This is a genomic window from Collinsella sp. CLA-ER-H8 (assembly GCF_040092335.1).
Classification (GTDB): Bacteria; Actinomycetota; Coriobacteriia; order Coriobacteriales; family Coriobacteriaceae; genus Collinsella.
The window spans coordinates 238122-259609 of record NZ_JBBNLU010000001.1; the positions used below are offsets into that span (position 1 = coordinate 238122).

23 protein-coding genes are annotated in these 21488 nt (G+C 58.8%); 8 read left to right on the forward strand and 15 right to left on the reverse strand.

Annotation, left to right across the window (positions count from 1 at the left end; translation table 11 throughout):
* Nucleotides 1–64: 64 nt before the first annotated feature.
* The 4 genes from AAAX72_RS01080 to AAAX72_RS01095 all read right to left on the reverse strand — a co-directional run bounded on the left by AAAX72_RS01080 (nt 65) and on the right by AAAX72_RS01095 (nt 4407).
* Nucleotides 65–925, reverse strand: a complete 861-nt coding sequence (locus AAAX72_RS01080; protein ID WP_152067906.1) for an ABC transporter substrate-binding protein — start codon at nt 923–925, stop codon at nt 65–67.
* A gap of 147 nt (nt 926–1072) precedes the next feature.
* Nucleotides 1073–1939, reverse strand: a complete 867-nt coding sequence (locus AAAX72_RS01085; RefSeq protein WP_117848784.1) for a deoxyribonuclease IV — start codon at nt 1937–1939, stop codon at nt 1073–1075.
* 167 nt (nt 1940–2106) lie between these two features.
* Nucleotides 2107–3126, reverse strand: coding sequence for a Gfo/Idh/MocA family oxidoreductase (locus tag AAAX72_RS01090; RefSeq protein ID WP_349128644.1), 1020 nt, complete (start codon nt 3124–3126; stop codon nt 2107–2109).
* A gap of 90 nt (nt 3127–3216) precedes the next feature.
* Nucleotides 3217–4407, reverse strand: coding sequence for an aldo/keto reductase (locus AAAX72_RS01095; protein ID WP_349128645.1), 1191 nt, complete (start codon nt 4405–4407; stop codon nt 3217–3219).
* Between the two features lie 327 nt (nt 4408–4734).
* On the opposite strand from AAAX72_RS01095, the gene AAAX72_RS01100 reads away from it, so the two are divergent.
* A complete protein-coding gene (locus AAAX72_RS01100) occupies nt 4735–5649 on the forward strand; it encodes a ketopantoate reductase family protein (protein WP_349128647.1) in 915 nt (304 codons plus the stop codon).
* Nucleotides 5650–5758: 109 nt separating this feature from the next.
* Here the strand turns inward: AAAX72_RS01100 and AAAX72_RS01105 are convergent, their stop codons facing one another.
* The 3 genes from AAAX72_RS01105 to AAAX72_RS01115 form a co-directional block, all read right to left on the reverse strand.
* Nucleotides 5759–5965 (reverse strand): hypothetical protein, encoded by a 207-nt coding sequence (locus tag AAAX72_RS01105; RefSeq protein ID WP_238022794.1) that lies wholly within the window; start codon nt 5963–5965, stop codon nt 5759–5761.
* A gap of 186 nt (nt 5966–6151) precedes the next feature.
* On the reverse strand, nt 6152–6928 hold the full coding sequence (locus AAAX72_RS01110) for a hypothetical protein (RefSeq protein ID WP_349128648.1): 777 nt from the start codon (nt 6926–6928) through the stop codon (nt 6152–6154).
* A 312-nt stretch (nt 6929–7240) separates the two neighbouring features.
* Nucleotides 7241–8551 carry an O-acetylhomoserine aminocarboxypropyltransferase/cysteine synthase family protein gene (locus AAAX72_RS01115; protein ID WP_349128650.1) on the reverse strand — a complete coding sequence of 437 codons (1311 nt, stop codon included), beginning with the start codon at nt 8549–8551 and terminating at the stop codon, nt 7241–7243.
* A 273-nt stretch (nt 8552–8824) separates the two neighbouring features.
* On the opposite strand from AAAX72_RS01115, the gene AAAX72_RS01120 reads away from it, so the two are divergent.
* From AAAX72_RS01120 to AAAX72_RS01140, 5 genes are all read left to right on the forward strand, one after another.
* The gene (locus AAAX72_RS01120) at nt 8825–9727 is read left to right on the forward strand and encodes a LysR family transcriptional regulator (RefSeq protein ID WP_349128651.1); all 903 of its coding nucleotides are present in this window, start codon (nt 8825–8827) and stop codon (nt 9725–9727) included.
* A 48-nt stretch (nt 9728–9775) separates the two neighbouring features.
* Nucleotides 9776–10312: a ribonuclease HI gene (gene rnhA, locus AAAX72_RS01125; RefSeq protein WP_195239164.1), complete on the forward strand. Its 537-nt coding sequence runs from the start codon at nt 9776–9778 to the stop codon at nt 10310–10312.
* A 73-nt stretch (nt 10313–10385) separates the two neighbouring features.
* On the forward strand, nt 10386–11492 hold the full coding sequence (locus AAAX72_RS01130; RefSeq protein WP_349128652.1) for a Gfo/Idh/MocA family oxidoreductase: 1107 nt from the start codon (nt 10386–10388) through the stop codon (nt 11490–11492).
* 2 nt (nt 11493–11494) lie between these two features.
* Complete coding sequence (locus AAAX72_RS01135) at nt 11495–11905, forward strand: acylphosphatase (protein ID WP_349128654.1); 411 nt, start codon at nt 11495–11497, stop codon at nt 11903–11905.
* A 61-nt stretch (nt 11906–11966) separates the two neighbouring features.
* On the forward strand, nt 11967–12347 hold the full coding sequence (locus tag AAAX72_RS01140) for a transcriptional repressor (protein ID WP_195503338.1): 381 nt from the start codon (nt 11967–11969) through the stop codon (nt 12345–12347).
* 77 nt (nt 12348–12424) lie between these two features.
* Here the strand turns inward: AAAX72_RS01140 and AAAX72_RS01145 are convergent, their stop codons facing one another.
* The 3 genes from AAAX72_RS01145 to AAAX72_RS01155 all read right to left on the reverse strand — a co-directional run bounded on the left by AAAX72_RS01145 (nt 12425) and on the right by AAAX72_RS01155 (nt 14316).
* The gene (locus AAAX72_RS01145) at nt 12425–13222 is read right to left on the reverse strand and encodes an HAD family hydrolase (RefSeq protein WP_349128656.1); all 798 of its coding nucleotides are present in this window, start codon (nt 13220–13222) and stop codon (nt 12425–12427) included.
* An 83-nt stretch (nt 13223–13305) separates the two neighbouring features.
* Nucleotides 13306–13884, reverse strand: coding sequence for a hypothetical protein (locus AAAX72_RS01150; RefSeq protein ID WP_349128658.1), 579 nt, complete (start codon nt 13882–13884; stop codon nt 13306–13308).
* Nucleotides 13885–13887: 3 nt separating this feature from the next.
* The gene (locus AAAX72_RS01155; RefSeq protein ID WP_117855062.1) at nt 13888–14316 is read right to left on the reverse strand and encodes a peptidylprolyl isomerase; all 429 of its coding nucleotides are present in this window, start codon (nt 14314–14316) and stop codon (nt 13888–13890) included.
* 120 nt (nt 14317–14436) lie between these two features.
* Here AAAX72_RS01155 and AAAX72_RS01160 point away from each other — a divergent pair, with 120 nt between their 5' ends.
* Both AAAX72_RS01160 and AAAX72_RS01165 read left to right on the forward strand, forming a co-directional pair.
* Nucleotides 14437–15450 (forward strand): membrane dipeptidase, encoded by a 1014-nt coding sequence (locus AAAX72_RS01160; RefSeq protein WP_349128660.1) that lies wholly within the window; start codon nt 14437–14439, stop codon nt 15448–15450.
* A 74-nt stretch (nt 15451–15524) separates the two neighbouring features.
* Complete coding sequence (locus tag AAAX72_RS01165; protein WP_349128662.1) at nt 15525–16301, forward strand: SprT family zinc-dependent metalloprotease; 777 nt, start codon at nt 15525–15527, stop codon at nt 16299–16301.
* A gap of 6 nt (nt 16302–16307) precedes the next feature.
* Here AAAX72_RS01165 and folB read toward each other — a convergent pair whose 3' ends face one another.
* The 5 genes from folB to nrdD form a co-directional block, all read right to left on the reverse strand.
* A complete protein-coding gene (folB, locus tag AAAX72_RS01170) occupies nt 16308–16793 on the reverse strand; it encodes a dihydroneopterin aldolase (protein WP_161115749.1) in 486 nt (161 codons plus the stop codon).
* A gap of 43 nt (nt 16794–16836) precedes the next feature.
* A complete protein-coding gene (locus AAAX72_RS01175; protein ID WP_349128664.1) occupies nt 16837–17418 on the reverse strand; it encodes an HD domain-containing protein in 582 nt (193 codons plus the stop codon).
* A 1-nt stretch (nt 17419) separates the two neighbouring features.
* On the reverse strand, nt 17420–17977 hold the full coding sequence (gene folE, locus AAAX72_RS01180; RefSeq protein ID WP_349128665.1) for a GTP cyclohydrolase I FolE: 558 nt from the start codon (nt 17975–17977) through the stop codon (nt 17420–17422).
* A gap of 66 nt (nt 17978–18043) precedes the next feature.
* Nucleotides 18044–18625 carry an anaerobic ribonucleoside-triphosphate reductase activating protein gene (nrdG, locus tag AAAX72_RS01185; protein ID WP_349076412.1) on the reverse strand — a complete coding sequence of 194 codons (582 nt, stop codon included), beginning with the start codon at nt 18623–18625 and terminating at the stop codon, nt 18044–18046.
* Nucleotides 18626–19052: 427 nt separating this feature from the next.
* Nucleotides 19053–21275, reverse strand: coding sequence for an anaerobic ribonucleoside-triphosphate reductase (nrdD, locus tag AAAX72_RS01190; RefSeq protein ID WP_349128667.1), 2223 nt, complete (start codon nt 21273–21275; stop codon nt 19053–19055).
* Nucleotides 21276–21488 lie beyond the last annotated feature (213 nt).

The following is a 21488-nucleotide window of genomic DNA, read 5'->3' on the forward strand; positions in this document are numbered from 1 at the left end:
AAGAGAAGCGCAAAGGCCCTCTCCGCCAAAGCGGAAAGGGCCCGCGAGCAATCAAGTAGCTATTTTACTTGATGTTGTACTTAGCCATGAGGGCGTCAACGGTACCGTCGTCGGTCAGGTCCTTGATGGCCTGGTTGATGTCGTCCTTGAGCTTGGTGTTGCCCTGGTTGATGGCGATGGCGTACTCCTCGCCGGTGCTGATCTGCTTGATGGTCTGGCAGGTGTTGAACTGCTCGGCGGTCAGCTGGCTGGCAACGGAGCGGTTGGTGACTACGGCGTCGCCCTTATCGGACTGCAGGGCGCTGAAGCACTCGGTGGCGTCCTTGTAGGGGACAATCTTGGCCTTGGGGAAGTTCTCCTGGGCAAAGGACTCGGCGGTCGAGCCAGACTGGACGATGATGGTAGCGTCGGCGTTGTTGAGCTTCTCGCTGTAGTTGTCGGCCGTGATGTCGGTGTTATCGACCTTGGTCACGATAGCCTGATCGTCCATGTAGTAGGAATCGGAGAAAGTAACTTCCTTCTCACGCTCGGGCGTGTCGGTGATAGCCGCGATGGAGACGTCATACTTGGCGCCCGAAGCGACGCCCGGAACCAGCGTGTCGAAGTCATTGTTGACATACTCGACATCCAGGCCCAGCTTGTCGCCGATAGCCTTGATGAGTTCAAGGTCAAAGCCCTGATAATCGCCGTTGTCATCCTTGTACTCAAACGGAGCGTACTCGGCAGAGGTGCCGACGGTCAGCGTACCGTCCTTGACGAGCGCGTACTCCTTGGAGCCGTCGACCTTCTCGACCTTAGCGTCGTCAGAGCTGCTGGAACCGGCATTAGAACCAGAGGTGGCGTTGGACGAGCCGCAGCCCGTCAGTGCGAGGGCGAGCGCCATGGCACCCGTGGCGGCAAATGCGCCAAGCTTCTTGAGCTTCATAATCAGTCTCCTTCCGGTGACCTCGTTTGATTCAGAGGCCTGCAAAAACTGTTGGCTATTATGCACCTGGAATTACGAATCTGCAATGAGAAAACTGATTGAAACAAACCCATAACGTGAATGGAATACTCTACTTTGTGACAGTCATTACTGCTGCAATGACCTTAATAATCTAATTTCAGCTGCATAACCTGCAAGTTCGTTCGGAGTCTCCAAAATAAACGGCAGCGAACACAAACGGCCATTCGATACAATATTCTGCATAACCTGCATACCGCCACCAAATTCCTCGCTGCCAAGGTATCCCTTGCCGATGCACTCGTGACGATCTTTATGGGCGCCACAAGGGTTCTTCGAATCGTTGATGTGTACGGCATGCAAGCGATCGATACCCACCACGCGGTCGAACTCGTCGAGTACGCCGTCCAGATCATGGATGATGTCGTAGCCGGCATCGCTCACATGGCAGGTGTCCAAACAAACGCCCAGCTTATCGGACAGCTCTGGGCACTTGGCGGCAACGCCCTCGATAATGCACGCCAGTTCTTCAAAGCTACGGCCCACCTCGGTGCCCTTGCCTGCCATGGTCTCAAGCAATACCGTCGTCTGCTGCCCCTCAAACATCACCTGGCACAGCGTGTCGACAATCATCTGAATGCCGACGTCTGCCCCCTGTCCCACATGCGCACCGGGATGAAAATTGTAGTAGTTGCCGGGCAGCGCTTCCATGCGCTGCAGATCCTCGGCCATGGCCTCCAGGGCAAACTCGCGCGCCCGCTCCTTAGCGGAGCAGGGGTTATAGGTATACGGGGCATGAGCCACGAGCGGGCCAAAGTCGTTTTGCTCCATAAGCTCGCGCAGGGCCGCCACGTCATCCATGTCAAGGTCTTTTGCCTTGCCACCGCGCGGGTTGCGCGTAAAGAACGCAAAGGTATTGGCGCCAATGGACAACGCCGTCTCCCCCATCGCCCGATAGCCCTTCGTCGTCGAAAGATGGCACCCGATCGTCAGCATCTCCAGCTCCCTACTCATCAGTTGCGGTGAAATACGGTCTATTGGTGCCTTATTTTGGCGCAAACAGACCGTATTCCACCGCAAGTTATAAAAGGGGCATCAGAGATGTGGGCCGCCAGGCACCACGGGCGCCGGCGTCATGATCCCCTACGCGTCAGCGCCAAGTCCTAGAGGGCTAGACGAATCGCATCGATGATGTGTGCACAGCGCTGCGTGGCGGCAAGGGGCATGACGGGACTCTCGAGTTTCCCCGCCTGAATGAGCTGCGTCGCATGCTGGATTTCGCCGTAGAAATCATCGATCTCAAACGGGGCATTTATTTCTAGCGTTCGACCATCGGAATACTTCACATGGGCGAGCTCGGGACGATGGAGACGCTCGATTTCCAACGAGCCTCGCTCACAGGCAATCGTTAAGCGGCTTTCATATGTTGCTTTGCCGTCGCACACCATATGAATGGGTATACCGCCGACGCTCATACGGATCTCGTCGGCCCAATCGACGCGGCCGCCTGATACGTCACGCCAGCGAACTTCACGGGATGAAACCTCGCACGCGCCCGCGAGCAAATCCTCAAACCAACCGACCGCATAGCAGCCCATGTCATATAGACAGCCGCCCTGCAACGAATCAAGCAGATAGCCCGAAGGAGGCTCGCCGTAATCGAGCTTTTGCACGCTTTCAATCGAGACAATACGGCCAAGCTCACCCGACGCAAGCAAGTCTTTCACGCGAGTGCGCATCGGGCAAAACCGATTCTTCATCGCCTCCATAAACAGCACGCCGCGCTCACGAGAGGTGGAGGCAATCGAGAGAGCCTCTTCCTCACTCAAAACGGCCGGCTTTTCGCACAGCACGGCCTTTCCGGCGCGCAGCGCGCGACAGGCCCAACGCGTATGCATGCCATGCGGAAGAGCCAAGTAGATTGCGTCGACATCGGGGTCGGCAATCAGCGCGTCATAAGCCGCATTGCCGTTATCATCGACCGAGGCATGGCCATGCGCAGCATCGATCGAAAACGCTCGGGAAAATTCCTCGACATGTGCAGGAGTGCGGCCGGCCGCAGCCACCAGCCGTGCCCCGTCCACCTCCTTGAGCGACGATGCAAATCGATGCGAAATGTGCCCGGCGCCCAAAACGCCCCAACGAACCTCGCGCAAATCATCACATGAATCTCGATGGCCCACGACAGCCCCCTTCAGTTGCGGTGGAATAGTTCCTGTTTGGTCACTATTCTGCCGCAAACAGGAACTATTCCACCGCAAGTTATAAAAGGGTCATGAGGAGCGTGTTTTGCCGAAGACTTTAAGCATGGCCGTTACGGGGCCCGGCTGGAAGCGCCGGCGCACGTCATCGAGACGCTCGGGGATATCGATATGCTGCGGGCAGTGGCGCGCGCATTTGCCGCACTTGACGCAATTGCTCGCCAGCTTGGCCTCGCTTGTGCGCACCGCACTCGCCGTAAAGTATTGCGACAGCCCCGTAAACCAGCTGTGCGCATAGCTCGCGTTGTAGGCGGCAAAGCAGCCGGGAATGTTGATACCCTTGGGACATGGCATGCAGTAGCCGCATCCCGTGCAGGGCACGCGATTCGATTTTTCAAACTCATCCAGCACGTGCGCGATCGTGTCGAGCTGGTTGGCAGTCATCGAATTCGGCAACGCGAGGTCTGCCAGTGACGAGTTCTCATCCACCTGCGCGGTATCGGTCATACCAGAAAGCAACATGGTCACCTGGGGATGATCCCACACCCACGAAAGACCCCAGGCGGCAGGAGTGCGCAAATGCGGGTCACGGGCACTATCGAGCACAGCGCGGGCCCGTGGCGGCAGCTTGCCCGCTAAACGCCCGCCCAGCAGCGGCTCCATCACAAACACCGCGAGGCCTCGCTCGGCGGCGGCCATGAGCCCCGCTGTTCCCGCCTGATATCGCTCTCCAGCGTAATTGTACTGGATCTGGCAAAAGTCCCACTCATATGCATCGAGCATCGTCAGGAAGTCCGCTGCGCTGCCGTGGTACGAAAAACCAATCTGGCGAATACGCCCCGCCGCCTTTTGACGCGCGATCCAGTCCTCGATGCCCAACGCCACCACACGTTCCCACTGGGCGGGCGAGGTAATGTTGTGCATGAGGTAATAGTCGATATGGTCGGTCTGCAGGCGGCGCAGCTGCTCGTCGAAAAACCGATCGAAATCCTCCGCGCATTTGCACGAAGCATGCGGCAGCTTGGTTGCGAGCAAAACCTGGTCGCGCAAGCCCAGGCGTTCAAGCGAAGCGCCCACGCAAGCCTCGTTGCCGGGATAGAGATAGGCCGTGTCCAGATAATTAATCCCCTGCTCCACCGCACGGGAGATGATGGCATCGGCCGTCTTCGCATCGGGGTGTCCCGGCGCACCGGGAAACCTCATGCAGCCCAGACCCAGAGCGGATATTCGGTTACCACTTTTGGGGTCAACACGGTATTGCACGGCCCCTCCCTTCGCCATCAGCGCCCCGGCAAGGCGAAACACAATGGTCACGCAGCCGAAACATCGTGGAATCGCAATCGAGAACGTATCGTAACGCAGCAGAAATCGAGCCGTCACGGCACCGCTTTAACATCAGCAAAAAGCCCGATGAAAGGAGTCGCCCATGCCCACGCGCATGTCTTTGCGGTCTGCCCTGTGGCATAAGCGCACAGCGCAATAGTTTCTTTTTTATAACAGCCGCCCCGCGCACCCACCAATCACCCTGGCAGCATACAATCCATCAGGCGCCCCTTACGCGGGCGCCTTTTACATGGGGAGATGATTCACATGCAGATCAACAAGGTCGCCTTTATCGGCAAGGGCGGCGTCGGCCTGCTCTACGGCAGCATGATCGCCCGGGCGCTCGGCAACGACGCCGTCGAATACGTCATGGATGATGCCCGTTTTGAGCGTCATGCGAACGACGCGCTCACCGTCAACGGCAAGCCCTGCGATCTCACGTCCGTCCGTGCCAGCGAGGCGACGCCCGCCGATCTGGTCATCCTGACAGTCAAGACCACCGGTCTCGACCAAGCACTCAAGACTATGGAGCGCGTCGTGGGACCCAACACGCTCATCGCCTCGCTGTGCAACGGCATTACGAGCGAGCAAAAGATTGCCGAACGCTTTGGCTGGGAGCATACCGTTCTTGGTATCTGCCAGGGCATGGACGCCGTGTTTCTCAACGGCGCGCTCACCTTTACCAATGCGGGCGAAATCCGCTTTGGCGCGGCGGCCGGCACGAACCCCGCAACCATCACCGCGATCGACGAGCTCTATACGCGCTGCGGCATCGCCCATACCGTCGAGGACGACATCGCCCACCGCATGTGGGCCAAACTCATGCTCAACGACGGCATCAACCAGACCTGCATGGCCTACGGCGGGACCTACGGAAGCGCCACGGAGCCGGGCTCCGAGCAGCGTCACTGCTTTGTTTCCGCCATGCGCGAAACGCTTGCGGTCGCCAACGCCGAGGGCGTTGAACTGACCGAGGCAGACCTGACGCAAATGGTGCACCTCATCGAGGGAATCGACCCCGCCGGTATGCCCTCGATGGCTCAAGACCGCATCGCAAGGCGCAAAACCGAGGTTGATGAGTTCGAGGGCACCATCTGCCGCCTCGCAACCAAACACGATATCCAGGCACCGCAAAACGAGTGGCTCTATCGGCGCATCCGCGATATCGAGAAAAGCTGGTAGCGCCGACGCGCCGCATTCAACAGCCTTAACAGCAAAACCGCCGCAAGGGAACCTTTCCCCTGCGGCGGCCTTCATCTTCGTCTATGACCGGCGGCCGATCTCACAACAGTTAGCGTTGCGACCCCGGCACCTCGTCCTCATCGTCGCGGCAAAGAACCACGCCTGCGCTTCCCAGCAGCGTGGCCGCGATCAGCGCGCCGACCACGATAGGAGCAGCCCCGCATGTCCCCTGCATGCCCGCGACGAGCGCGGCCGTGGGACCAAGGCAGCCAAGCATCAACGCGACGGCGGCAACGGCAATATCTCGAGCATTCACAAGACCACTTCCTCCAAGAGAAAGACCTTATTTCTCAAGAACCAGTGTGCCCCGCATCCATACGCCCAGCGTACCGCCACGGTAAGGGCTCTGTTAACTCAAACGCATACATAGAACGGACGTCCTTACGTTGCCCTAAAGCTCGGTAAAGACGCCCGTCCGCCAAATATCCGTGATGCAGAAAAATTACCAACCGGTGTAGTAATCGGTGGTTCCGGCAGCGCAGCCGGAGTCATAGACCTTGCAATCACCCTTGGAGCCCGTAAAGGTCGAGCCCTGGGCCATATCGCCCGCGGCAACAACGTAATAGCCGTCGGAATCGCGCCAGAAGCCCTCAGAATCCTGAGTCCATTCGCCCGTGCGATAGTGATAAAGCACATTGCTGCTGTAATAGGTCTCGCGGCGACCGTTGTAGTTATTGACACCCGCAGAGCGCGTCAGGCCCGATCCGTTCGCGTAGGACGCGGCAGACGCGTAGGACGGAGTGTAACCGGCGTTGTAGTACGAAGCCTGGGCGGCCTCGGCAGCCTCCGCCTCGGCGGCAGCAACCTCGAGCGCTTCGCGCTTGGCATCCTCAAGTGCAGTGCGCAGCTCATCGAGCTCGGTCGACTTCGCGTCGACCTCCTCCATCGTCAAAAGACTGCCCGCACCGTCGATACAACCCTGCAGTACAGCGCGCTCGTCATCGGTGGCATAGTCACCGTACATGTTCATGATGATCTGAGCACGCATCTCAAGGGAATCGCGCTTGGCCTCCATCGAGGCGTTCCACTCCTGCATGGAGCCAAAGCCGTCGCTGCGATAGTCGACGGGCTGCACCAGCGTCGCCTCGGACGGCGTGGATCCGACCGTGTCGGATAGTGTTGCCGCGTGGGCATCAGTTGCACCGGCGCCCGCCAAAAGTGCCACGGTCAGAGCGGCGGAAAGGGCGGCGGCTTTCGGTTTTCGTGAATCGATCCTCATGTAGCTGGAAACCTCCGTAGTGCGTTTTTGCTGCGTTTGAGCTGCGTGTGATTCGATCGCGCTGCATAGTACCCCGAGCAAATCGCGACCTGCGGTTTTACTCAAAAGGCGCACGTCAATTGCGTAAAACTCACATCCTCTCAACAGGAGTTTTCCACAACTCGAATGCATAAAGCGTGTCAAAAACCCTGTTTTTGCGCCCTCTCTATGCAAAAAAGACGCCTGTGCAACCATTGTTCGCACAGGCGCCTTGAGCAGGCATTTTATGCAGTTATACCTATCGAGTCGCAAGGGGTCCTTGCACAAGTCGCCTTACTCGTCCAGCGCGGCGAAGGCCTGCTTCAGATCCCAAATGATATCCTCGGCGTTCTCGGTACCGATGGAAAGACGGATCGTGGAGGGCGTGATGTTCTGCTCGGCGAGCTCCTCGGCAGAGAGCTGGGAGTGCGTGGTGGTAGCCGGGTGCACGACGAGCGACTTGACGTCGGCCACGTTGGCGAGCAGCGAGAACACCTGCAGATGATCGATGAACTTCCAGGCGGCCTCCTGGCCACCCTTGATCTCAAAGGTAAAGATCGAGGCGCCGCCACGGGGGAAGTACTTCTGGTAGAGCTCGTGATCGGGGTGCTCAGACAGGCTCGGGTGGTTCACCTTGGCGACATGGCTGTCACCAGCCAGGAACTCAACGACCTTCTTGGTGTTCTCGACATGACGGTCAACGCGCAGCGACAGAGTCTCGGTGCCCTGGAGCAGGATCCAAGCGTTGAACGGGCTGATGCAGGCGCCCTCGTCACGCAGCAGGATGGCGCGGACATAGGTTGCGAAGGCGGCGGGACCGGCAGCCTCGGCAAACGAGACGCCATGGTAGGAGGGGTTGGGCTCGGCGATCTGCGCATACTTGCCGCTCGCCTTCCAATCGAAGTTACCGCCGTCGACGATCACGCCGCCCAGCGAGGTGCCGTGGCCGCCGATAAACTTGGTTGCGGAGTGGACGACGATGTTGGCACCATGCTCCAGCGGACGGAACAGATACGGGGTGCCGAAGGTGTTGTCGACGACAACCGGTAAACCGTGCTTCTTGGCGATCTCGGAGATGGCGTCGATGTTGGGGATGTCGGAGTTGGGGTTGCCGAGCGTCTCGAGATAGATGACCGTGGTGTTGTCCTTGATGGCACCCTCGACCTCTTCCAGGTTATGGGCATCGACAAAGGTGGTCTCGACGCCAAACTGGGAGAGCGTATGCTCCAGCAGATTGTAGGAGCCACCGTAGATGGTCTTCTGAGCCACCACGTGGTCACCGGCCTGGGCAAGAGCCTGCAGGGTATAGGTGATGGCAGCAGCACCGGAGGCGACGGCGAGACCTGCCACGCCACCCTCGAGTGCGGCGATACGATCCTCGAAGACGCCCTGGGTGGAGTTGGTCAGACGGCCGTAGATGTTACCGGCGTCGGCAAGACCAAAGCGGTCGGCGGCGTGCTGGGAGTTGCGGAACACATAGCTCGTGGTCTGGTAGATAGGCACGGCGCGGGAGTCGGATGCGGGATCGGCGCTCTCCTGGCCAACGTGAAGCTGCAGGGTATCGAAACCAAAGGTGTGCTCGGAGTTGTTGATGAACTGGTTCATGATGATCTCCTTGATCGAACAAAAGTAAATAAATAAGAGAGAAGTAAGTCGCTGTCTCCTGATCACGCCGACGGGCGCAAACAGGAGCCCGGCATTCGCCTTGGTAAGCAATTCATATGCGGGCCTCCTTTCGCATCCCGGTTCAGTGGTCGGTTTAATTACCTACCGCCTTTGTGTGTTTTGAATAGTACGAGCATTGTTTCGCTCGGTCAATCACTTAAAAGCGCTAACCTGTTATCGGTTTTATAGATAGCAATCGAAAGGACGGCGCCGATGACCCTTCAGCAGCTTCGTTTTCTGATTGCCGTGGCAGAGTCCGGCTCAATCAACGCCGCAGCTCAGCGCCTCTATACCGCTCAGTCCAACATCTCAAACGCCGTCAAAAGCCTGGAGCAGGAACTCCACCTGGAGATCTTTACGCGCTCCAGCCGCGGCGTCACGCTCACCAACGACGGCACCGAGCTTTTGGGCTATGCGCGCCAGGTCGTAGAGCAGGCCGACATGCTCGAGGCGCGCTACGAGGACGGCGGCACCCCGCAAGCCCGCCTCGCCATTTCCGCCCAGCACTACGCCTTTTCGGTCGAGGCCTTTGTCAACGTGGTCGAGCGCTGCCGCGACAGCAAGTTCGAGTTCATCATGCGCGAGACCACCACATCGCAGATCATCGATGACGTCCGCGCATTTCGCAGCGATATCGGCATTCTGTATCTGGATGACTTTAACGCCCGCGTTCTGCAGAGGGCCTTCGCCGATGCCCGTGCAAGCTTCCATCACCTCTTTGATGCAAAGGTCCACGTGTTCGTAAGTGAGCGCCACCCGCTTGCCCGCCGCCCGCAGCTGTCCCTTGCCGACCTTACACCCTATACGCGCTACAGCTTTGAGCAAGGCACCTCGAACTCCTTCTATTACGCCGAGGAACCTTTTAGCTATATCCCTTGCGACCGCAACATACGAATCTCGGACCGCGGAACACTTACTAACTTACTTATCACGTCGAACGGTTACACCCTGTCGACCGGTGTCCTCTCCAATGAAATGCAATGGGGCATGGCATCGATCCCGTTAGCAGACGCCCCAACGATGCACGTAGGCTATATCATGCACAACGAGCGCAAGCCCTCTTCCCTCTTGCAGCAATACCTCGACGAGCTCAACCGCATCATCCATGCCAACTAACCGTCGGAAGACGGGGTAGAAATCGTAGATTGCTAGTCCCCGGCGGGCATGGCGCTACAATGGTCACTCACACGAAACGTACCCAACGAAAGGAACCATGTGAAGGTCATCATCTATACCGACGGCTCGGCCCGATCGAATCCGGGACGCGGCGGCTACGGCGCCGTGCTCAAATACACCAACCCCGCCGGCAAGACCTTCACCTCCGAGCTTTCGCGCGGCTACGCCAAGACCACCAACAACCGCATGGAGCTCATGGCGGTCATCGTGGCGCTCGAGGCGCTTAACCGCCCCTGCGAGGTCGAGGTCCATTCCGATTCGCAGTACGTCGTCAACGCTTTCAATAAACACTGGATCGACGGCTGGAAAAAGCGCGGGTGGAAAACTGCCAACAAGCAGCCCGTCAAGAACCGCGACCTGTGGGAGCGCCTGCTTGCCGCCAAAAGCAAGCACAAGGTGGAGTTCATCTGGGTTAAGGGACATGCCGGCCACGAGCTCAACGAGCGCTGCGATGAGCTCGCCACCACGGCAGCCGACGGCAGCAACCTCGATATCGACACCGGCTTTAACGAGAGCGACCTGTAATAGCGTTTTCGCGCAGCTTTATATCCCCACGCGCTACACTCATCCTGTAGACCAAACAACGCAAGGGGGACGTATGCTGCGCATCGCGACCATCGGCACATCCATGATTACCGACGACTTTATCCAAGTCGTCAACGCCAACGACCAAGCCGCGTTTGTGGGCACGCTTTCACGCGACGCCAATCGCGGTACTGCCTTTACCGCCGAACACGGCGGCGAGCGTAACTTCACCGCACTTGACGAGCTTGCGTCCGCCGTCGACGTCGACGCCGTCTATATCGGCAGCCCTAACGCACTTCACTACGAGCAGGCCCTTGCCTGCATCGCCGGTGGCAAGCACGTCATCGTCGAGAAACCCTTCTGCGCCACCGAAGCGCAGGCGCTGGAAGTCTTCCGCGCTGCCGAGGCAGCAGGTGTCGTGGCCCTCGAGGCCATGCGTCCCCTCCACGATCCCGCCTTCCACGCCATCGAGGACGCCCTGGGCGAGATCGCCCCCATCCGCCGCGCCTCATTGCGCTTTGGCAAGTATTCCTCGCGCTACAACGAGATTCTCGCGGGACGCGCCACCAATATCTTCGACTGCAATATGGCATCGGGTTCCCTCATGGACATTGGCGTCTACGCCGTCGAGCCCATGGTCGAGATTTTCGGCATGCCTTCCGGCCTTACGAGCATGACTACTCTGCTCGACCCCACCACGCGACAGCTCACGCACGGCCCCATCGACGGCTGCGGTTCCATCCTCGCCAGCTATGGCGGAGGCCGCATCTCCGTCGAGCTCGCGCACTCCAAAATTACGAATGACCTGCTGCCCTCGCAGATCGAAGGCGAGCGTGGCACTATCCAGATCGACCATCTGTCCACGCCCCGCAACGTCCGCATCGACTATCGCGGCGATGTCGTACGCGGCTCGGCGACCGAGGCACCGCGCGAACAGGGCGACAACGGCCGCGTGCTCGACCTACCCAAATCGAACAACACTATGGAATACGAACTCACAGACTTTATCACCGCCATCGGCGGCATCGATAACGTTAAGGAAGAGATTTGGGAGACCCCGGCAGGACGCCACGAGCTTGGCCACTACCGCGATGTCACGCTCGTCTCACTGCGCATCATGGATGCCGTGCGCCAGCAGGCCGGCATTACCTTCCCGGCCGACGCAGACAAGCAGGCATAGCGATGGGCCTCTTCGATACGTTCTTCTCCAGCGTCACCGGCGGCAGTCGAGAGCCTCAAAAACCATCAAACGTCGAGCTCGAGCTGCGCCGCAGGCTTACCGTGCTCGCAAGCGACGAGGCCACTCAAGACACTCCCCTGCGCTATTTCCTGCACTGGACGGGGCAAGTCCAAGGCGTTGGTTTTCGCTTTACCAACACCAACCTCGCGCAGGCACGCGCACTCACCGGCTGGGTGCGTAACATGGAAGACGGCTCAGTCGAGATGGAGATACAGGGAACTCCGGCAAACGTCCTATCTCATCTCGAGGCGCTTCATGCCTCCTACGAGCGCATGGGAACGCGTTTTCGCCTTGTAGACGCCCAGGCCCGAGCCCCACTTGCCAATGAAGACGGTTTCAGTCCTCATTATTAGTATTGTGTGCTAAATACGGTATCATTTACCTACGACCGTTAATAGAAAAGAGGCGAGGCGCATGGCGGTGCAAAGAAGGAATACCAAGCAGCGAAAGCTGGTTCTTGACGCCGTGCGCCAAAGCTATAACCATCCCACCGCCGACGAAATCTACAACGCCGTGCGCGCGCAGGATGACAAAATCAGCCGCGGTACGGTCTACCGCAATCTCAATCTCTTGGCCGACGCCGGCGAAATCCTCTCCATCAAGACGCCGGGCGGCAGCCGCTTCGATCGCACGATCGAGCCGCATGCGCATATCATCTGCACCTCGTGCAGCCGCGTCATCGACGTACCGCTCCCCTTCGATGCCCAGCTCGACGCCAAGGCGTCCGAGCAAATCGGCTGGCACGTCACGTCGCACTACACCATCTTCGAGGGTCTCTGCCCCGACTGCCGGTAGATGTTCGGGACATGCCTTAAAATCCACCTTTCCGCGCTTTGCAGCAAAAAATAGATTTCTAGGCATGTCCCAAATGTCTACTCAGCAAGTAGACGACGCAGCTCTTCTTCGACCGTGTGCACGTAACGGACGCGGTCGTTGATGTCACGCATAGAGGGATTGCAGCTCTCCATTAGATAAGGATGGCCCACTACGTTGAGCATGTCGCGGTCGTTTTCGTTATCGCCAAACGCCATCATCTCATCGGGCGAAATACCCAGGGCACGACCGTAATCGGCAAGCGCGGAGCCCTTGCCCGAACCGAAGCCGATAAAGTCCGTCCATTCGGTTCCCGACGTCATCACGTCAACACGGTCGCTAAAGAGGCGCTCGAAATACTCCAGGGCCGCCGGCTGATTCACCTCGGGCGTCTGGAAGGCAATCTTAATGACGTCCTCGTCGATGTCCTCGGGGCGGTCGACCACCGCCACATCGCAGTGGACCTCATAGCGCAAATGGTCGACGAACGCATTGTTGCCGCTCATGGTGTAGAGGTGTCCCTCACACGAAAGGGTCACGTCGGCATGGGGATACGCAACCACGGCATTCGCGATATCCATAGCAAGGCTACGCTCCATGGAACGCTTGACAACGGCACGTCCCTCGCTCATCACCAGGGCTCCGTTTTCGCATACATAGGCGAGCTCATCGGCCACCGGGGCAAACAGGTAGCGCAAGCTCGCATATTGACGGCCGCTCGCCGGCATAAACACGATACCGCGACGATGCAGTTCATCGATGAGTTCAAAGGCCTCGGAACGCGGCTCGCGCTCCCCCGGATGCAGCAACGTGCCGTCCAAATCGCATGCAATCAGCTTGATTCCTTCAAGACCCATATGCTTTCCCCCACAGCATCTCATCAACAGAAAGACGGACTTTGAATAGCTGTCTCTCAAAGTCCGTCTTACTTATACGCACGTTAACCGCGCGCCTTCTTTACGATCGTAAAGTCTGGAGCCATACTCACAACGGCGTCCGCCGCACTCGACGCAAAGCGCCGGTCCGAATCGAGTTCACGGGTAACCGTCGAGAGCCGAACGCCCTCGACGCCCCGGAGCATGCGGCCCAAAACAGGCTGCACCGGCGTATACATGCGCACGGTATGCTCGTCCGAATCGCCTCGGAAAAGCGGCGCATGCATATTGCCGATCTCCCAGCACGCATGCGCGAGCGCAATCGGGTCCATGCGGTCAACTTCGACCAAATAAACCTCGGCGCTGCGCAGGCGCACGACAACCGCCACGGGTACCGCACCCGTGTGGTCGACGGCGAGCACGTCGCCGTCGACAAGACGACCGCCGTCGGCAGTATCCAGCCGAACATCGACCGTGCGCCCCAGCTCCGTCACGCCCACAAACGCGCATACATCAGCCTGGTCCCAATCGAGCAGCAGATCGTCAACTTCAAAGACACCGCCCAGCTTCCGGCGAAGCAGAAGTTCATAGGACGGATCGTTGAGATTTCCCAAGCATGTCGTCGAAACCAAGCGTTCAGGCATACTCTAACCCTCGACCTCGACGAGCTCGATATCAAAGTTGAGGTCCTTGCCGGCAAGCTCGTGGTTGGCATCGAGCGTCACGGCCTCGGGCGTCACGTCAATGACGACGGCGGGGACAGGCATGCCGCTCGGCGTGGACAGGAAGAGCTTCATGCCCTTCTCGATCTGCTCGATGTTGGGAACCTGCTCGGCCGGGAAGGTAATAACCATCTCAGGATTGCGCTCGCCGTAGGCATCGGCAGCAGGAATGTGCACGGTCTTCTTCTCGCCCACCTGCATGTCGACAACAGCGGCGTCGAAGCCCTTGATCATCTGGCCGGCGCCGCAGGTGAACTCCAGCGGCTCGCCGCGATCGTAGGAGCTATCGAACTGCGTGCCGTCGTCGAGCGTGCCGCGATAATGGGTCTTAACCTTCTTGCCCTGGTTGGACATGGTAACCTCCGTAATAAGGGCGGCGCATAACGCGGGCCGCCATGAACATATGGCGCTAACTATACCCTAGTCATACAATTCAATGACAGTTTGCAAAGAAACGCTGCAACCGGAGGAACCATGGCATATCCCGTATTTGACCTACACTGCGACACCGCCGACCGAATCGGCTGGGCCACGCTCGATCTCGACCTGCGCTTTACTGCCGGCACCGACGGTTATTTCCCCGGCGACGAAACGCATCCGCAAGATTTCGATCTCATCGAGGGCAACGCCTGCGCCATCTCGCTCGCAAAGATCGGCAACACGCCATGGGCACAGTGCTTCGCCACGTTTGTCCCCGACGAGATTCCCACCGCCCACGCTGCGCGCTTCCAGGCGCAAATCATGGCGCATATGAGCGGCCAGGCAATGCTCAACCACGACCGCATGGTCAACGTGCGCAGCGCCGCAGACATTCGCCCCGCGCTCAAGGACGGCAAGGTCGCCTGCATCCACACCATCGAAAACGCCACGTTCTTTGCCGAGGACCCCGCGCTGATCGAGGTGCTTAAGAGCTTGGGCGTACTCATGTCATCGCTCAGCTGGAACGCGCAGGGACCGCTCGCGAGCGGACACGATACCCACGCCGGCCTCACCGCCGCCGGCATCGAGGCACTTACGCAGATGGAGCACGCCGGCATGGTACTCGATGTCTCCCACCTCAACGACGAGGGCTTTGACGAGGTTGTCGCCCACGCCACGCGCCCCTTCGTCGCCAGCCACTCCAACTCCCGTGCAGTTTGCGGCGTTAAGCGCAACCTCACCGACGACCAGTTCCGCACCATTCGCGACATGGGTGGCATCGTCGGCCTCAACTACTGCAGCGAGTTCCTTTCCAACGACGCAACCGACAAGACCGCCGCAGGCGTCACCTTCGACCAGCTGGCGGCACATATCGAGCACTGGCTCGACCTGGGCGGCGAGGACGCCATCGCGCTCGGCGGCGACTGGGACGGTGCCACGGTGCCCGCTTTCCTCTCCGATGCCAGCAAGATGCCCGAGTTCCAGAACATGCTTTCCAAGCATTTTGGCAAGACTGTGATGCAGAAGCTCTGCAGCGACAACGCGCTTGCCTTCTTTGAGCGTTATTAATTTCACATCCCTTGAGCGGGCCGGCATGCCGAACGGTCGACATGCCGGCCCGTCCCCAATCTGAAGGACCGCTTTTGACGCAGCAGTTTACGATTTCCGTATCCCGACCGGATGGGACGCCCATCCCCGTCGTCGTTACCAAAAAGCGCGTCAAGAACTTCAACCTACGCGTCACATCGAGCGGTGAGGTCCACGCCAGTGCACCGCTCGGCGCCAGCCGCGAGTGTATCGAAGCGTTTGTGAAGCGCAACAGCGCCTGGATTATCAGTCGACTTGCCCAGCGCGAGCAACGTCAGGCGACGGCACGAGAGCCGCTCAGCCCCTCGTCCATCATTGCACTTTGGGGCAAACCCATCACCGTTCAGGATGCACTCGACCACAACTTTGAGCCACCCGCACCGCGGCCCAAGCAGGCTACCTTCGCAAGTTTTATGGGTACCGATGAATCGGACGAAGGCCCGCAGGCCAAGCGGCACGCAATCCTCGACGGCCTAACGTCCGATGAGCTCCAAGCCCACATCGACCAGCTCTATACGTCCGAAGTCACATCGGCGCTACGCGATATTGTGCACACATACGAAATCGCAATGGGCGTCGCCGTTTCCCGCGTTTCCGTACGCAGCATGAAAACGCGTTGGGGCTCATGCACGCCCAAATCCGGCGCCGTTCGCATCGCACGAGAACTTGCCGCCTATCCCGTCGAATGCCTCGACATGGTTGTCGCCCACGAGCTCGTCCACTTGCTCGAGCCAAGCCACAATCAGCGGTTTCACGCCCTGCTCGACACGTACTGCCCCAACAATAGAGCGCTGTCGCAGCGGCTCAAGCAGCCACCCATAGAGACGTATTAGAACCGGTTAGCGCACACGCTCGATCTCGACGCCACAGCTTGCCAAGGGCAGGCCAACAGGCGCCCACGGCTTATCGAGCTTGATGCGTACACCAAGCAGCGAGGGATAACGACGCAGCAGCATCTGGGCCGTACCTTCAGCTGCCGCCTCGATGAGCTTAAACGTATGCTCGCGCAGATAGCCATCGACATCGTGGCACACCGAGCCGTAGTCAATCGAGGCGTCCAAGTTATCGTGCTCTCCCGCTGCACGCAGGTCAGCATAGAGCACCAAGGACACGATGAATTTCTGGCCCAGCGCGTTCTCTTCGGGATACACGCCGTGGTTAGCAAAAACCTCAAGACCTTCAACGGTGATGCGGTCGGCATGGCGCAGATCGTCATAGTTCACGTGGGGCACCGCCGTTGCGGTGGATATTTCGCCCCTTCCACGGCGGGCGAGCTCGGCGCCTTCAGTCTTGGTTGCATTCTCGGGCAGTTTCTTGTTGCTCATCGCGATCGTCTCCTTCGTTTAGAACCCCGACCGCGTAAACTAACTACACGCGAATCGACAGGTTCTTTTTATCATCGCTCCAGTTGCAAGCATTGCGCGCGGGGCATGCAAAGCAGGCGCGCGACGCTTTGTCGGCTGCATAGAGCAGGCGCTCGAGCGGTTGGCTGTTCACGCGCAGCTTTCGATGGCCCAGAATGGCCGTCTTAATGGCTGCGGCATCGGCCGGCTCAAACGCTACGTCATCGGACATACCGCCGAGAATCGCATCAGCGACGCGTTCGCTTGCAACATCATGGGATATACCCGATTCATACTGTTCATCTTTGCCGATATCGTGAAGAAGTGCCGTGGCGTAGATGACCTCGCGGTCAAATTCGAGCTGTTCCTCGAGATTCTTGATCCACATAATGCGAGCGACATCCAGCAGGTGGTCAATACCGTGGCGGCAGAAGATGCGCCCCGATTCCAACTGTGCAATGTTGCCCAGGTGCCGCCGGAACAGACCGTTGGCACAGATGTAATCAATGCGAGGCATGGCACCAAAAGGCGCCAGGCCCGAAGCCATAAAGCCGCGACGCGACGTCCCCTCATCGGTCTTCGATGTAAAGTCGTTGACGACCCTCATGCTAACGGCCCAGCATCCTAAAGAACCGCTCCTCGAGCGCGGGATCAGTCTCAAAGATGCCGCGGCGAGCGAGCGTCACGGTCTTGGTGCCGGGCTTTTGCACGCCGCGCATGGTCATGCACATATGCTCGGCTTCCATGAGCACAATCGCTCCCTGGGGAGCGAGATACTCCATGAGGGCATCGGCAACTTGTGCGCACAACTGCTCCTGCAGCTGCAGACGACGGGCGTAGACCTCTACCGTGCGGGCAAGCTTAGAAAGCCCTGCGACACGGCCGTTGGGGATATAGCCAATGGCAGCCTTGCCGTAAAACGGCAGCAGATGGTGCTCGCACAGCGAGTAAAACGTAATGTCGCGCTCGATAACCAAATCGTTCGAAGCGACGGCAAAGGTTTTGGACAGGTGCTCCTCGGCACTCTGGTCCATACCGCCGGCGATCTCACCATACATACGGGCAACGCGCGCCGGGGTCTCCAGCAGGCCCTCACGAGTTGGGTCCTCGCCTATGCCCTCAAGCAACAGCTTAATGGCGGCCTCGACTTTTTCCTGATCGACCATCTGGGCCTCACTTTTCCGATTTTGCGTTCGCGCTATGGTACCACGCCCTTTGGCATCGGCCACAAGCTACATAGTATGGGTCGAATAGACCGGATCGTCCCGCCAAAGCTCCACAGCGTCGCAAAGCGCAACGCCCTCGCGCACAGCACGGGCGCGCGTGGCGTTCATATCGATCACACGCTGGTTACTCGAGCCCCTAAAGCGCAATGAGATATCGTACAGATCCTGAACGAACGGGCCGTCCACCAACATGTCGAGGCAGGCCAGGATACGGTTCGTCACCTCGGTATGATGACGGCCACCCGGCATAAGCTCCTCGAGCACGTCGCCGGTAAAGCACCAAATGGTCTTGCCCGACCCCGCGGGATAGGCCGCACGCACGCGTTCGATAAAGTCAACAAGCCCCACCTGATTCTCGGGCTCCATAGGCTCGCCGCCCAGAATCGTCAGGCCATCAATAAAGGGATGGTCGAGACTCTCGATAATCTTGTCCTCGACGGCACGGTCGAACGGCTCACCCGCAGCAAAGTCCCACGCGACAGAGTTAAAGCAGTTCTTGCACCCACGACGGCACCCGCTCACAAACAGAGAAGTACGAACGCCTTCCCCATCAGCAATGTCGAAATACTTAATGTTCGCGTAATTCATAGGTAACTCTCCCGGGAGGCCGGGACATATCATCCCGTCCTCAAACATTCTCGGCCTGCGGCCTGCGAAACTGCGGGCGGGACGATATGTCCCGGCCTCATGCAAAGGGTAACTCAATGAACGAAGCGAACATCGAGCATAGGGTTCGAGATCTAATAAAAACTGGGTTGCGGCTCAACCGCCATCGCAAGTAAATCGCAGCTGCAGCTCGAATTATCTCCGCTACGAACTTCGAGGAGTGAGCAGGCCGCATGCTACATCTCAACTACGTCAACTTGGCTGAGCCGAGAGGGCCGCTTGGGCTTTTGCTCGATATGAGTTCCGCACGCAAAGAAGGCCACTTAATGTGGCCTTCGTCTTGCGCAGGACTGTCCGAAATAGCGAGCAAATGCCCAAGCGGCCCTCCCGGCTCAGCCCCAGAGCGGTATTAGAGATGCAGCACGCGGTCGCGGATCTCCTCGGTTCGACCCTGGTTCCAGAACTGGGTACCGATGTAGCCGCACGTACGACGAGCGACGTTCATCTTCTCCTGATCGCGGTTGCCGCAGTTGGGGCACTCCCACACCAGCTTGCCGTCATCCTCGACAATCTTGATCTCACCGTCGTAGCCGCACACCTGGCAGTAGTCGCTCTTGGTGTTGAGCTCGGCGTACATGATGTTGTCGTAGATGTACTGCATCACGCGAATGACAGCCTTGAGGTTGTCCTGCATGTTGGGAACCTCGACGTAGGAGATGGCACCGCCCGGCGAAAGCTGCTGGAACATGCCCTCAAACTTAAGCTTATCGAAGGCGTCGATCTCCTCGGACACGTGGACGTGGTAGCTGTTGGTGATGTAGCCCTTGTCCGTCACGCCCGGGATAATGCCAAAACGACGTTGCAGGCACTTGGCGAACTTGTAGGTCGTCGACTCCAACGGCGTGCCGTACAGCGAGAAATCGATGTCGCTCGCAGCCTTCCACTCGGCGCACTTGTCGTTCATGCGCTGCATGACGGCCATGGCAAAGGGCGTGCCCTCCTTCTCGGTGTGGCTGTGGCCCGTCATGTACTTAACGCACTCATACAGGCCGGCATAACCCAGACTAATGGTGGAGTAACCGCCCACGAGCAACTTGTCGATCGTCTCGCCCTTCTTCAGGCGGGCGAGGGCACCGTACTGCCAAAGAATCGGTGCGGCATCCGAAAGCGTACCCATCAGACGCTCATGACGGCACAGCAGGGCGCGGTGGCACAGCTCAAGGCGCTCGTCGAAGATCTTCCAGAACTTATCCATGTCCTGATGCGAGCTCAGCGCGACATCGGGCAGGTTGATGGTCACAACGCCCTGGTTAAAGCGACCATAGTACTTGGGCTTGTTCGGGTCGTAGTTCAGCGCGTTGGCAACGTTGTTAAAACCGTTGCCCGAGCGGTCGGGCGTCAAGAAGCTGCGGCAGCCCATGCAGGTATAGCAATCGCCGTTGCCGGCGGTCTCGCCCTTCGACAGCTTGAGCTCGCGCATCTTCTTCTCGGAGATGTAGTCGGGAACCATGCGCTTGGCGGTGCACTTGGCAGCCAGCTGGGTCAGGTAGAAGTACGGGGAATCCTCGTGAACGTTATCGTCCTCGAGTACATAGATGAGCTTGGGGAATGCCGGGGTAATCCAAACGCCGGCCTCGTTCTTAACGCCCTCGTAGCGCTGGCGAAGCGTCTCCTCCACGATCATGGCAAGGTCGTGCTTCTCCTGAGGCGTACGGGCCTCGTTAAGATACATAAAGACCGTCACGAACGGCGCCTGGCCATTGGTGGTCATAAGGGTCACGACCTGATACTGAATCGTCTGGACGCCGCGACGAATCTCATCGCGCAGGCGATCCTCAACAACCTCGCGGACCTTTTCGGGAGATGCGGAAACGCCGAGCTCCTCGAGCTCGCGGGCGACCTCGCCGCGAATCTTTTGACGGCTCACCTCAACAAACGGAGCAAGATGGGTCAGCGAAATCGACTGGCCGCCGTACTGGGAGGAAGCAACCTGAGCGATGATCTGCGTCGCGATGTTGCAGGCGGTCGAGAAGCTGTGCGGCTTCTCGATCAGCGTGCCCGAGATAACGGTGCCGTTCTGGAGCATGTCCTCCAGGTTCACCAGGTCGCAGTTGTGCATGTGCTGAGCAAAGTAATCCGAATCGTGGAAGTGGATCAGGCCCTCATTATGGGCGTCCACGATCTCCTGGGGCAGCAGCACGCGCTGAGTCAGGTCCTTGGAAATCTCGCCGGCCATATAGTCGCGCTGAACGGAGTTGACGGTCGGGTTCTTGTTGGAGTTCTCCTGCTTGACCTCTTCGTTATTGCACTCAATCAACGACAGGATCTTGTCATCGGTCGTGTTCTTCTGGCGCTTCAGGCTCTGAACATAGCGATAGATGATGTAGTGGCGGGCAACCTCGTAGCAGTCGAGACGCATGATCTCGTCCTCGACCAAATCCTGGATCTCCTCGACCGAAACGGTGTGGCCCGCGTTCTCGCATGCCTCGGCGACGTTTTGCGCCGCATAAACCACCTGGCGGTCGGTTAGACGAGAGCTCTCCTCGACCTCCAAGTTGGCGGCGCGGATGGCATTGACGATCTTATCGATGTCAAAGACAACCTCGGTGCCGCTGCGCTTGATGATCTTCATCCTCTTGCCTCTTTCGCGTCGTAACCTCATTGCGCTTCAGAGCCAAACGATGCCCGGCAGGGCTTGCCCCTGTCTTGCGGCGCCGTCGCGCAATCTGTGTTCTCGATAAACCATAAGTCCTCATGCGGACAATCCTCGCGGCCGATCAAGCGGCTCAAAGGCGTGTCCAAATGGGACGAATAAGGTCTTCGTTCTCTGTCCGCCATCTATCAT